This window comes from Enhydrobacter sp. (assembly GCA_025808875.1).
Classification (GTDB): Bacteria; Pseudomonadota; Alphaproteobacteria; order Reyranellales; family Reyranellaceae; genus Reyranella.
Map to the genome: position 1 here is coordinate 5044940 of CP075528.1, position 13114 is coordinate 5058053.

A 13114-nucleotide genomic window follows, 5' to 3' on the forward strand; every position below is an offset into this window, starting at 1 on the left:
GCTGCGCGGTTCAAGGAACCTCCGCCATGTACCTACCCAAGCATTTCGCAGGCGACGACGCCGTCGCGCAGGAGATCATGCAGGCCCATAGCTGGGCGGTGCTGATCGGCACAGGCGAGGATGGAGCGCCATTCGCCACCCATCTTTCGCTCCTCTGGCAGCAGGACGGCGGACCGTGGGGCAGCCTGATCGGCCACATGGCTCGAGCCAACCCGCACTGGAAGCTGTTTGAGCGTCCGGCCGAATCGATGGCCCTTTTCTGGGGTCCCCATGCCTATGTCTCGCCGACCTGGTACACCCCCGGCGCCAAGGTGCCGACGTGGAACTACGTGACGGTCCATGCCTACGGAAGACCGGAGATCGTCGCCGATACCGCCGGTGCGCTCGACGTGCTGGCCAGGCTGGCGACGCTCTACGAGGGGATAGGATCCGAGGCTTGGGGGCTGGATCGTCTGCCGCCCGGCAACGCCGAGGTGCAGACCCGCGGTATCGTTGCCTTTCGCATGCCGATTGTGCGGCTGGAGACCAAGATCAAGCTCAGCCAGAACCGCGATCTCGAGGACCGTCAGCGCGTCATTGCCAGGCTCGAAGCGAGCGACGGTCAGGATGCGCAGGCCACGGCGCGCTGGATGAAGCGGGTGCTCTGAGGATTGCCGTCCGTGCAGCAGCCGGATCGTACTCGCCCTCTTGAGTGAGCCCCTGCTACCTTGGTTGCGTGACAAGCGAGAGAACGTCGCCCGCGACGCGGCAATCTGACGACACAGGACACGGTAGCCTCGTGATCCTGGCCCTGCTGGCCCTGCTGGTCGGCGCGGCGGCTGGCGCGGTCGGTGCGCTTTTCCGACTGTGCCTCGAACAGGCCGACCGATGGCGCGACGCGGCCGTCGGCTGGGCGCATGGCCATTCCCTGCTCGGCTTCGTCCTGGTGCTCGGCGGCGGCGCGGTCTGTGCTGCGCTGGCGGTCTGGTTGGTGCGGCGATTCTCACCCCATGCGTCGGGCAGCGGCATTCCTCATGTCGAGGCCGTCCTGCGCAGGGAACTGGCGCCGGCTCCCTATATCCTGCTGCCCGTGAAGTTCGTCGGCGGCGTGCTGGCGATCGGCTCCGGCCTCGCCCTCGGGCGTGAGGGGCCGAGCGTTCAAATGGGGGCGACCGTCGCGCATGCCGTCGCCGATCTGGCGCGCCGATCCTGGCCGGATTGCCGCGTGCTGATCGCGGCCGGGGCCGGCGCGGGACTGGCAACAGCGTTCAACGCGCCGATCGCCGGTGCCATCTTCGTGCTGGAGGAGCTGGTACAACGCTTCGAGCGCCGCATTGCCATTGCGGCGCTTGCGGCTTCGGCGACCGCCATCGCGGTCGCCCGCGCCATCATCGGCGATGCTCCCGATTTCGTGTTGCCGCCGCTCGATCACATCGCTCCGCTCGGTCAGCCTCTTTTCATCGTGCTGGGGGTGGTCGCGGGATTGCTAGGCATTGCCTACAACCGGACCCTGTTGGGAACTCTGGCCTTGTTCGACCGCCTCGGCCGCTGGCCGGTCGAACTCCGGGCAGCCGCGGTGGGCATGTCGGTGGCGGTCGTGGTCTGGTTCGCGCCCGGACTGGTCGGCGGAGGCGATGCACTGACTCAACGCGCGCTGTCGGGCGCCGAGCCGCTCCTCCTGCTGCCCCTGATCTTCCTGCTGCGGGCCCTGATGGGGGCGGTATCCTATGCCGCCGGGACGCCGGGTGGCCTGTTCGCGCCCCTGCTGGTGCTGGGTGCGCAGATGGGCCTGATGTTCGGTGTGGCCTGCGCATGGCTGTTTCCCGGGTTGGCCTTGACGCCGGCGGCCTTCGCGGTCGTCGGGATGGCGGCCTTCTTCACCGGCGTCGTCCGGGCACCCCTCACGGGCATCGTGCTGATCACGGAGATGACGGCGGCTTTCACGCTGCTGCTGCCGATGCTGGGAGCGTGTTTCGCGGCCATGCTGGTGCCGACTTTGCTGCGCGACGCGCCGATCTACGATTCGTTGCGCGAGCGTACCCTGCAGCGTGACCGGCAGCCGGGCGGCCGGTCTTCTACCTGATCGGCGAGGTCGCCTTGAAAGCGCAACAGAACTGTCGCGCCAGCATCGCCGGTCGACGCTAGATGCTCCTGGCGACGTGGAGGGCATCATGCAGGACGACGACCGCGGTTCCAATTCGAGCCGCGAAGCATCCATCGGCGAGTTGATCGAGCGCCGCCTCGGCCGAAGAGAGGCCCTGCAAGGTCTGGCGGGCATAGCCGCCCTGTCGGCGGCGCCCGCATGGGCGCAAAGCGGCGGCCCCTCGAGCCTGACCTTCAACGAGATCGGGCATCGGCTCGACGAGCAGCAGCACGTACCGGATGGATACGAGGCGCAGATCGTCGTCCGTTGGGGAGACCCCGTGCTGCCGGGTGCCCCCGAATTCGATGCGATGAATCAGGCCGCATCGGCACAGGAGCTCCAGTTCGGCTACAACAACGACTATCTCGGCTTGTATCCGTTGCCTGCCGACAGCGGGGGCAACGATCGCTTCCTGCTGGTGGTCAACCACGAGTACACCAGTGCCGCACTCATGTTTCCAGGCGGGCGAGGTGGCGGTGCGAACGCAACGCGGGCCCAGGCCGAAGTCGAGATGGCCGCCCATGGCGGCTCCGTCCTCGAGATCGCGCTCGATAACGGACGGTGGAAGCCGGTCCAAGGCAGCAAATATGCCCGTCGCCTGACTGCGCACACGCCGATGCAGATCTCGGGACCCGCGGCGGGTCACGACAAGATGAGGACCTCGGCCGACCCTGCCGGACGCACCGTGCTCGGCATGTTGAACAACTGCGCGGGCGGCAACACGCCTTGGGGGACCTGGCTCACCTGCGAAGAGAACTTCGACGTCTACTTCGGCGGCGATGCCACCAAGCATCCCGACGCGGCGTCCCTCAAGCGCTACGGTTTCCGTCGCTCGCGGCAGGCGTGGAGCAGGTACGTCGACCGCTTCGACCTCGCAAAGGAGCCGAACGAGCCAAACCGATTCGGCTGGGTGGTCGAGATCGATCCGTACGATCCAGCTTCGATCCCCGTGAAGCGCACGGCACTCGGTCGCTTCAAGCACGAGGGCTGTACCTATGCATTGTGCAGGGATGGGCGGGTCGCGTTCTATTCGGGCGACGACGAGCGCTTCGACTACGTCTACAAGTTCGTCACTTCGCGCCCCTGGAACCCGAGCGACCGCGCCGCCAACAAGGACTTGCTCGACGAGGGCACGCTCCATGTCGCGCGCTTCTCCGACGACGGCAAGGTCGAGTGGCTGCCGCTGGTTCAGGGCCAAGGCCCGCTGACCCCGGAGAATGGCTTTGCCAGCCAGGCCGACGTCGTCATCAACACGCGCCTGGCCGCCGACCTGTTGAAGGCGACGCCGATGGATCGGCCGGAGGATGTCGAGGCGAGCCCGACGACCGGCAAGGTCTATGTCGTCATGACCAACAACGGCAGTCGCAGGCCGGACCAGATTTCGGCTGCCAATCCGCGCGCCCGGAACGATCACGGCCACATCGTCGAGATCGTGCCGAAGGACGGGGACCATGCCTCGGCGGACGGAACCTGGTCGATCTTTCTGCTGGCCGGCAAGCCGGGGCAGGATGCCGGGGCGCGCTACCATCGCGCGACGTCGGCCAGTGGCTGGCTCTCCTGCCCCGACAACGTGGCGTTCGATAGCAAGGGCCGGCTCTGGATCTCGACCGATGGCGGCCCGGTGGCGGCTGGCGTCGCGGATGGGGTCTGGGGCTGCGATACCGAGGGCTATGGCCGCGCCTTGACCCGGCTCTTCTACCAGTCGCCCGCCGGTGCGGAGGTCTGCGGTCCGATCTTCACGCCCGACGATCGTGCGCTCTTTCTCGCCATACAGCATCCCGGCGAACTGAGAGGATCGACGTTCGACCGACCGGTGACCCGTTGGCCCGACTTCAAGGACGGCATGCCGCCGCGCCCTTCGGTCATCGCCATCGTCAGGAAGGACGGCGGCACCATAGGCTCCTAGCGTCGCTTTGCGGTCTCGATGGCGCGCCACACCCGCTCGGGCGTGGCCGGCATGTCGATGTGCCGTACGCCTAACTCGGACAGGGCGTCGACGATGGCATTCACGATGACGCCCAGAGCGGGCGTGATGCCGCCCTCGCCGCCGCCGCGGAAGCCGAGCGGATGGTTGGTCGACGGCACCTCGCTCAGCGCCGTGACGAATGCCGGCAAGTCGTCGGCCCGCGGCAGCGCATAGTCGAGCAGGGAAGCGCTCAGCAGCTGCCCGCTGCCGGGCTCGTAGACGCAGCGTTCCATCAGCGCCTGGCCTGCCCCCTGGGCGATGCCGCCGTGTGTCTGGCCATGAAGGATCAGGGGATTCACGGCGCGGCCGACATCGTCGATGGCGGCGTAGCGATCGAGCCGCACCACGCCCGTCGCCGCATCGACCTCGACCTCGCAAACATGCCAGCCATAGGGATAGGAGCCGACACGGCTGTCGACGTTCGCGGCATCGACGAGCGGGCCGTGGCGTGCGGCGAGCTCGAATAGCCCAACGGATCGGTCCGTTCCGCGCACGGTGAAGCGGCCATCGGCAAAGGAAATGTCGCCTTCATCGGCCTCGAACGACTGAGCTGCGAGCTTCAGTCCCTTGGCGACGATGCCCTGCGCAGCGGCGTGGACCGTCGTGGCGGCCAGACGAAGCGAGCGGCCGGAGTGCGAACCGCCACCCACCGCGAGGCGGTCGCTGTCGTCGGTGACGAGGCGCACCTTGTCGGCGGCGATGCCGAGCCACTCGGAGGCGAGCTGCGCAAAACTGGTGGCATGGCCCTGGCCTGCCGATAACGTGCCGATGACGATCTCCACGACGCCCTCGGGCAGCACCGAGACCTCGGCGCGTTCATGCGGCGCGCCGCTCTGTGCCTCGACGTAGCCGCCAATGCCGATACCTCGCCACAACCCGTTGCGGCGCGAGCGGTCGCGTCGCGCGCCGAAACCGCTCCAGTCCGAAAGAGCCAGGATCGCGTCGAGCGCCGCACCGTAGTCACCCGTATCGTAGGTGACACCGAAGGAGTTCGTATGCGGCATGTCGCGAATCAGGTTGCGGCGACGCAGCTCGATGCGATCGAAACCATGGTCGCGGGCGGCCAGATCGATCAAACGCTCCATGACGAACATCACCTCGGGGCGGCCGGCACTGCGAAAAGGCGCGGTTGGCGGCGTATTGGTCAGCACGCCACAGGCACGCGCCGCCGCGGGCAGACGGTAGAGGCTGGACATGAGCTGCGTGCCCTTGGTGAGGGGCACGAAGGACGCGGTGTAGGCACCGACGTTGCTGATGCTCGTCGCCTCGAGTCCGAGGAAGGTGCCGTCGGCGGCGAGCGCGAGCGCCGAAGCGATGTGGAAGTCGCGCCCGGCATAGTCGCTCAGGAAGGCCTCCTGCCGTTCGCAGACCCACTTGACTGGCCTTCCGATGCGGCGGGCTGCCCAGCAGACGAGAGCGAACTCGGGAAAGAAGAAATTGCGTGTCCCGAAGTTGCCGCCTATGTCGCGCGCGATCACCCGTACCCTGGCGGGTTCGATGCCGAGGATCAGCGCGATCTCCTTCTTCGGCCTGACCACGGCGCCGCCACCGGCATGAAGCGTATAGCGGCCGGTCGCCGCTTCGTACTGGCCGAGCGCGGCGCGCGGCTCCATGGGTACGCCCGTGACGCGCTGAATGTCGGTGGAAAGCCGCACTACGTAGGCTGCTGCCGTGAAACCGGACCGCACAGCGTCGGGTTCACCGACGCGCGCGTCGACAGCGACGCGCCGGGGATCGCCAACCGCCGCCGCCGCTTCGACCAGCGCCGGCAGCGGCTCGTACTCGACTTCCACTGCCTCTGCTGCGTCCTTCGCTGCGGCAAGCGTATCGGCCACCACGAACGCGACTGCCTCGCCCACATGGCGAACGACCTCCGTGGCGAGAAGTGTCGGGTGCAGGATCTTGTGTGGCGAGCCGTCGCTGTTGTCGAGGCGGATGTCCGGCGGGCTCATCGCCGCCGGGATGTGCGGAATCGGCTTCAGACCGTCGACGAGAAGATCGGCTGCGGTCAGTATCGCCAAGACGCCGGGCATTGCGCTCGCCGCATCGGCATCCACCGAAACGATGCGGGCATGTGCGTGCATGGAACGCACCACGACGGCGTAAGCTTGACCCGGCATGGCGAAGTCGTCGCTGTACTGGCCGCCGCCGGTCAGCAGGCGACCGTCCTCCAGCCTCGGTAGCGCAACGCCGATGCCGCTCTTCATCTGGATCCGGTACGGTCGATCAGGCGGAACCTGGGCGGCGAAGACGTCGCACCGCCTCGCGCACCGGCACGTCGAGCCCGGCGCCGCCCTTGTCGAGATGATCGAGAATGGCCGACCGCATCCGCGGATCCCAGAACTTCCTCAGATGGTCGGCGATGGCATCGACGGGGTCGCCGCTCTTCTGAGGCACGAAGAATCTGCCGATCTGATTGGCCATCATCACGAGCTTGTCAGTCGACACGAACGTCTACTCCGCCGCTGCCTCGGCGATGCGCCGCCCGCGTTCGGTCTCTGCCCGGTAGTCGCGCTGCCAATCGCTCGGCCCGTTGGACGGCGACACCTGGACGGCGGTGACCTTGTATTCGGGGCAGTTGGTGGCCCAGTCCGAGAACTCCGTGGTCACGACGTTGGTTTGCGTCTCGGGGAAATGGAACGTCGTGTAGACGACTCCGGGCGCGACGCGGTCTGTGATCTCCGCGCGCAGGGTCGTACCGCCCTTGCGACTTTCCAGCTTCACCCAGTCGCCGTGGCGCACGCCGCGTTGCTCCGCGTCGTGCGGATGGATTTCCAGAACGTCCTGGTCGTGCCAGACGACATTCCTCGTTCGCCGTGTCTGGGCACCGACATTGTATTGCGACAGGATCCGGCCGGTGGTGAGAAGCAGGGGAAAGCGCGGTCCCGCGCGTTCATCGGTCGGCACGTACTCGGTGATCATGAAATTGCCCTTGCCGCGCACGAAGCCGCCGATATGCATGACCGGCGTGCCGAGCGGCGCCGCTTCGTTGCACGGCCACTGGACGGATCCGACGCAATCGAGGAGGTCGTAGGACACGCCTGCGAATGTCGGCGTCAACTGCGCGATCTCGTCCATGATCTGCGCCGGGTGGTCATAGTGCATATCGAAGCCCATCGCCTTCGCGATGGCGAGCGTAATTTCCCAATCGGCCATGCCGTTCCGGGGAGTCATCACCTTGCGGACGCGGTTGATCCGTCGCTCGGCATTGGTGAAGGTGCCGTCCTTCTCCAGGAACGTGGAGCCCGGCAGGAAGACGTGAGCGTAGGCCGCCGTCTCGTTGAGGAACAGGTCCTGCACCACCACGCACTCCATCGCCTTCAGGGCGGCGGCGACATGAGCCGTGTCGGGATCGGACTGCAGGATGTCCTCACCCTGCACGTATAGGCCCTTGAACGTGCCGTCGAGCGCGGCATCGAACATGTTGGGGATACGCAGGCCCGGCTCGGCATCGAGCGGCCGCCCCCAAAGCGCCTCGAAGCTCGCGCGTGTCGTCTCGTCCGAGATGTGGCGATAGCCGGTCACTTCGTGCGGGAAGGATCCCATGTCGCACGAGCCCTGGACGTTGTTCTGCCCGCGCAGGGGATTCACGCCGACGCCGGGCCGGCCGAGGTTGCCGGTCGCCATGGCGAGATTGGCGAGCGCCATCACCGCCGTCGTGCCTTGACTGTGCTCTGTGACGCCGAGCCCGTAGTAGATCGCGGCGTTGCCGCCGCTCGCGTAGAGCCGGGCCGCGGCGCGGATCGTCTCGGCGGGGACGCCTGATAGCAGGGCGACAGTCTCGGGGCTGTTGCTAGGTTCGGCGACAAATGCCGCCCAATGCTCGAAGGCATCGAGATCGCAGAACTGGCGGACGAACCCGTCGTTCACCAGGCCTTCGACAACGATCACGTGGGCCAGCGCATTGAGGATCGCGGCATTGGTGCCCGGTCGCAGGGCAAGATGATGAGCGGCCTCGACATGAGGCATGCGAACGAGGTCGATGCGTCTCGGATCGATGACAATGAGCTTGGCTCCTTGCCGCAACCGCTTCTTCATCCGTGACGCGAAGACCGGGTGCGCATCGGTCGGATTGGCGCCAATCACCAGGATCACGTCGGCCTGCTCGACCGAATCGAAGTCCTGCGTGCCGGCCGATGTGCCGAACGCCGTCTTGAGGCCATAGCCGGTCGGCGAGTGGCACACGCGCGCACAGGTGTCGACGTTGTTGTTGCCGAAGCCGCCCCGAACCAGCTTCTGCACCAGATAGGTCTCCTCGTTGGTACAGCGCGAGGAGGTGATGCCGCCGACGGAGCCGCGGCCATACTTGGTTTGCAGCCGCTTGAATTCCGACGCGACATGGCCGATCGCTTCCTGCCAGCTCACCTCGCGCCAGGGTTGGTCGATCGACTCGCGCATCAGCGGCCCGAGGATGCGCTCGCCGTGCTGGGCGTAGCCCCAGGCGAAGCGACCCTTGATGCAGGAATGTCCGCGATTGGCTTTGCCATCCTTCCACGGCACCATGCGCACGAGTTCCTCGCCGCGCATCTCGGCCTTGAAGCTGCAGCCGACGCCGCAATAGGCACAAGTCGTCACGACCGAATGCTCCGGTTGTCCGATCTCGATCAGGCTTTTCTCGGACAGTGTCGCCGTCGGGCAGGCTTGCACGCAGGCGCCGCACGACACGCACTCGGAACTGAGGAAGTCGTCGCCGGCCGTGCCCGCAGACACCTTGGAGTCGAACCCCCGACCCTGGATGGTCAAGGCGAAGGTGCCCTGCACCTCCTCGCATGCCCTGACGCAGCGCGAGCAGACGATGCATTTCGACGGATCGAAGGTGAAATAGGGGTTCGATTCGTCCTTTGGCTGGATCGTGTGGCTCTCGCCGTCGTAGCCGTAGCGTACCTCTCGCAGGCCGACGGCACCCGCCATGTCCTGCAGCTCACAGTCGCCGTTGGCGGCGCAGGTCAGGCAATCGAGGGGATGATCGGAGATATAGAGCTCCATCACCCCGCGGCGGATCTGCTTCAGCCGCTCGGTCTGCGTCGACACGACCAAACCGGCCGCGACCGGCGTGGTGCAGGACGCCGGCGTACCGGGGCGACCGGCGATCTCGACGAGGCACAGCCGGCACGAGCCGAACGCCTCGACGGAGTCGGTGGCGCAGAGCTTGGGGACGCCGATGCCCGCTTCGCGAGCGGCACGCATCACCGACGTACCGGCGGGCACGGTCACGGTTCGTCCGTCGATCGTCAGCGTCACCGCCTCGTCCGAGTGGCTCGCCGGGGTACCAAAGTCGTGCTCGTGAATCAGCGACATGATGCTCTATTCCGCCGCCAGCCGTGCCGGCGGGCGATCGAAGTCCTCGGGGAAGTGGCGCACGGCGCTCATCACCGGGTAGGGGGTGAAGCCACCCAAAGCGCAGAGTGAGCCGAATTTAAGCGTCTGGCAAAGATCTTCGATCAGGGCGAGGTTGGCTTCGCGGCGTTCTCCCCGAATGATCCTGTCCATGGTCTCCACGCCGCGCTTTGAGCCGATGCGGCAGGGCGTGCACTTGCCGCAGGATTCGATGCCGCAGAACTCCAGCGCGAAGCGGGCTTGGCGCGCCATGTCGACGGTGTCGTCGAACACCACCACGCCGCCATGGCCGATCAGCCCGTCGCGTGCGGCGAACGCTTCATAGTCGAATGGTGTGTCGAACAACGCTCGGGGAAAATAGGCGCCGAGCGGCCCGCCGACTTGCACGGCGCGCGTGGGCCGGCCGCTCCGCGTGCCGCCGCCGATGTCGTCGACGATCTCGCCCAATGTCAGACCGAACGGTGCCTCGAATAACCCGGCATGCCGGACATTGCCGGCGAGCTGGATCGGCATCGTACCCCGCGAGCGTCCGTGTCCGAGCGTTGCATAGGCCTCGGCGCCATCGGCCAGGATCGACGGCGCAGCGGCGAGAGTGAGGACGTTGTTGATGACGGTCGGCCTGCCGAACAATCCCTTGTGCGCCGGCAGGGGCGGCTTGGCCCGCACCTGCCCACGCTTGCCCTCGATGCTCTCGAGCAGCGACGTCTCCTCGCCGCAGACGTAGGCACCGGCACCGACGCGCAGTTCCAGGTCGAAATCGTCGATGGCGCCAGCCGCTCGTGCGACAGCGATCGCCTTCTCCATCGTCCGGATCGCGTCAGGGTACTCCGAGCGAATGTAGACATAGCCCTTGGACGCGCCGACTGCGAAGCCCGCTATCGCCATACCCTCGATCAGAAGGAACGGGTCGCCCTCCATGATCATGCGATCGGCGTAGGTGCCGGAATCGCCCTCGTCGGCATTGCAGACGATGTACTTGCGGTCGGATGCGGTACCGGCGACCGTTTTCCACTTGATGCCGGTGGGAAAGCCTGCGCCGCCTCGCCCGCGCAGGCCGGACTTCTCGACCTCGACCAGGGTCGCGGCCGGACCGAGGCTTCTCGCCCGTTCCAGACCGCGCCACGGCAGGAGCGTCAGCGGGTCGATGGCACCGCAACGCGCGAAAGTGATGCGGGTCTGACGCGCGAGGAAGGGAATTTTCTCGATGTCGCCGAGGCACAGCCTGTGGCTGCGCTCGAACGGCAGCAACGTCGATACATCGCCGGGGGTCACGGGTCCGAAGGCGATCCGCCCCTGTGACGTTTGAACCTCGATCATGGGTTCGAGCCAGAAGAGGCCGCGCGAGCCCGTGCGCGTCACAGCGACCTCCATGCCGCGTCGTTGCGCCTCCACCGCGATTGCCGCGGCAACCTTGTCGGCGCCCACGGCACGGGCGGCGGCATCGCAGGGAACGAAAACGCGCACCGTCATGGCACGAACTCTTGCAGGAGATTCGGAGTCAAGCGACCTAAGGGTTCGCCGTCGAGCAGTGCCGCTGGCGCGCAGGCGCAGAGCCCGAGACAGTAGGTGGCCTCGATAGTGAGTCGGCCGTCGGCGGTCGTGGCTCCCCAGTCGACGCCGAAATGGTCGAGAATCTGCCGGGCCAATGCCTCGGCGCCCATCGACTGGCACGCCTCCGCCCGGCAGAGCTTCAGGACCTGGCGGCCGGCAGGCTCCTCGCGGAAGTCGTGGTAGAACGATACCACGCCGTGAACCTCGGCACGCGTGAGGTTGAGTGCCCGGGCAACGAAGGGCAGGGCAGGTCTGGGAATGCAGCCGAACGCCGCCTGCAGCGCGTGCAGGATCGGCAGCAACGGCCCCTCGCGGCTCCTATGCCGATCGATGATGTCGGACGCGACCGATTCACTCCATGGCGCGAACATGCACCGATGATAGGGCTCGCCGCCCCCGACCGCTAGACGTTGAAACGGAAGTGGAAGACGTCACCGTCCCTGACCGCGTACTCCTTGCCTTCCAGCCGAAGCTTGCCGGCGTCGCGGGCGCCGGCCTCGCCGCCCAACGACACGTAGTCGTCGTAGGCGACGGTCTCGGCACGGATGAAGCCTTTCTCGAAGTCGGTATGGATGACGCCTGCGGCCTCGGGTGCCTTGGCCTCCCGCCGCACCGTCCAGGCGCGCGCTTCCTTGGGCCCGACGGTGAAGAAGGTCACGAGATCGAGCAGCGCATAGCCCGCACGCACCACTCGGGCGAGGCCGGTTTCCTCTAGACCGAGCGAAGCGAGATACTCGGCCTGATCCTCCGGTGGAAGTTGTGCAACCTCTGCCTCGATGGCTGCTGAAATGACGACGGAGGGGATGCCGCGCTCCCTCGCCCACGCCTCGGCTGTCGCACTGTATTTGTTGCCCGTCGCGGCCGATGCCTCTTCGACGTTCAGCACGTACATCATCGGCTTGGCGGTGATGAGCTGCAGCCGCCCGAACACTGGTCGCTCTTCGGCAGTGAGCTCGGCATTGCGCGCCGGCCTGCCGTCGCGCAGTGCCTCGAGCGCCTTCCGTACGGCAGGCATCTCGGCAGCCGCCTCCTTGTCGCCGCCCTTCGCGCGCTTTTCGAGGTTGGGTAGGCGCTTCTCGAGTGAATCGAGGTCGGCCAGCATCAGCTCGGTCTCGACGATCTCGGCGTCGCGGACGGGATCGACACTGCCCGCCACGTGCGTGACGTCGCCATCCTCGAAGCAGCGCAGGACGTGGGCGATGGCGTCGACTTCGCGGATGTTAGCGAGGAACTGGTTGCCGAGTCCCTCGCCCTTGCTGGCACCCTTCACCAGGCCCGCGATGTCGACGAACTCGAGCTGCGTGTGGACGATCTTCGCCGAACTCGCGATGCCCGCGAGCCTGTCGAGGCGTGGATCGGGAACGGCGACGCGGCCGACATTCGGCTCGATGGTACAGAACGGGTAGTTGGCCGCCTGTGCCGCCTGCGTGGCGGTCAGCGCGTTGAAGAGGGTCGACTTGCCGACGTTGGGCAGGCCGACGATGCCGCAATTGAAACCCATATGCCTACTCTTTGATGTTCAGCCTTGCCGGCACGTCCGGTGGCGGCGCGAGGTGCGCCACCCGGCTCATATAGCGCTCGTCGGCCTTGGCGCCGCCTTCGACCAGGAGCGCCGATTCCTCCGCGAGCGCGTTCAGCACCCTGGGGAGCCAGCCGGCCCGGGCATCGCGCTCGTCGGGAGCGAAGTCGCGCAGAACCCAGCTCAACACCAGATCCTTGTGGCCTGGATGGCCGATGCCGATTCGAACCCGGCGGTAGTCGTTGCCGACATGGGCGTCGATGTCGCGCAGACCGTTGTGCCCGCCCGCGCCGCCACCTCTCTTCATGCGCACCCGCCCCGGCGCGAGGTCGAGTTCGTCGTGAAAGACGACGACCCGATCGAGCGGGACTTTGAGAAACCGCACCGCCTCGCCGACCGCCCGGCTCGACTCGTTCATGAAGGTCAGGGGTTTCAGCACGAGCGTGCGCTCGCCGCCCAGATGGCCTTCGGCCACCTCGCCCTGGAAGCGTGCACGCCATGGCGAGAAGACACGGCGGCGGACGATCTCGTCCACCGCCATGAATCCCACATTATGCCGGTGCCCCGCGTAGCGCGGCCCGGGATTGCCGAGGCCGACCAGCAGCAGCAAAGGATGCGC

Annotated in this window: 10 protein-coding genes; 3 read left to right on the forward strand and 7 right to left on the reverse strand. The window is 66.8% G+C overall.

Annotated features, from left to right (window positions below; translation table 11 throughout):
- Positions 1-26: 26 nt before the first annotated feature.
- From KIT25_24995 to KIT25_25005, 3 genes are all read left to right on the forward strand, one after another.
- Positions 27-647: an FMN-binding negative transcriptional regulator gene (locus KIT25_24995; GenBank protein ID UYN95226.1), complete on the forward strand. Its 621-nt coding sequence runs from the start codon at positions 27-29 to the stop codon at positions 645-647.
- Positions 648-715: 68 nt separating this feature from the next.
- Positions 716-2062, forward strand: coding sequence for a H(+)/Cl(-) exchange transporter ClcA (gene clcA, locus KIT25_25000; GenBank protein UYN95227.1), 1347 nt, complete (start codon positions 716-718; stop codon positions 2060-2062).
- Between the two features lie 88 nt (positions 2063-2150).
- Positions 2151-4028: a PhoX family phosphatase gene (locus tag KIT25_25005; GenBank protein ID UYN95228.1), complete on the forward strand. Its 1878-nt coding sequence runs from the start codon at positions 2151-2153 to the stop codon at positions 4026-4028.
- On the opposite strand, the gene KIT25_25010 is transcribed toward KIT25_25005, so the two are convergent.
- The 7 genes from KIT25_25010 to pth are packed head-to-tail and all read right to left on the reverse strand — an operon-like array spanning position 4025 to position 13105.
- A complete protein-coding gene (locus tag KIT25_25010) occupies positions 4025-6295 on the reverse strand; it encodes a xanthine dehydrogenase family protein molybdopterin-binding subunit (GenBank protein UYN95229.1) in 2271 nt (756 codons plus the stop codon). The genes KIT25_25005 and KIT25_25010 overlap by 4 nt on opposite strands.
- A 19-nt stretch (positions 6296-6314) precedes the next feature.
- A complete protein-coding gene (locus KIT25_25015) occupies positions 6315-6515 on the reverse strand; it encodes a formate dehydrogenase subunit delta (protein ID UYN98058.1) in 201 nt (66 codons plus the stop codon).
- Positions 6516-6542: 27 nt separating this feature from the next.
- Complete coding sequence (gene fdhF, locus KIT25_25020) at positions 6543-9386, reverse strand: formate dehydrogenase subunit alpha (protein UYN95230.1); 2844 nt, start codon at positions 9384-9386, stop codon at positions 6543-6545.
- Between the two features lie 6 nt (positions 9387-9392).
- Entirely contained in the window at positions 9393-10895 is a 1503-nt protein-coding gene (locus tag KIT25_25025; GenBank protein ID UYN95231.1) for an SLBB domain-containing protein, read from the reverse strand.
- Entirely contained in the window at positions 10892-11347 is a 456-nt protein-coding gene (locus KIT25_25030) for a formate dehydrogenase subunit gamma (GenBank protein UYN95232.1), read from the reverse strand. Before KIT25_25030 ends, KIT25_25025 begins: the two co-directional genes overlap by 4 nt.
- A 32-nt stretch (positions 11348-11379) precedes the next feature.
- A complete protein-coding gene (gene ychF / locus KIT25_25035) occupies positions 11380-12477 on the reverse strand; it encodes a redox-regulated ATPase YchF (GenBank protein UYN95233.1) in 1098 nt (365 codons plus the stop codon).
- A 4-nt stretch (positions 12478-12481) separates the two neighbouring features.
- Positions 12482-13105: an aminoacyl-tRNA hydrolase gene (gene pth / locus KIT25_25040; protein UYN95234.1), complete on the reverse strand. Its 624-nt coding sequence runs from the start codon at positions 13103-13105 to the stop codon at positions 12482-12484.
- Positions 13106-13114: the final 9 nt, after the last annotated feature.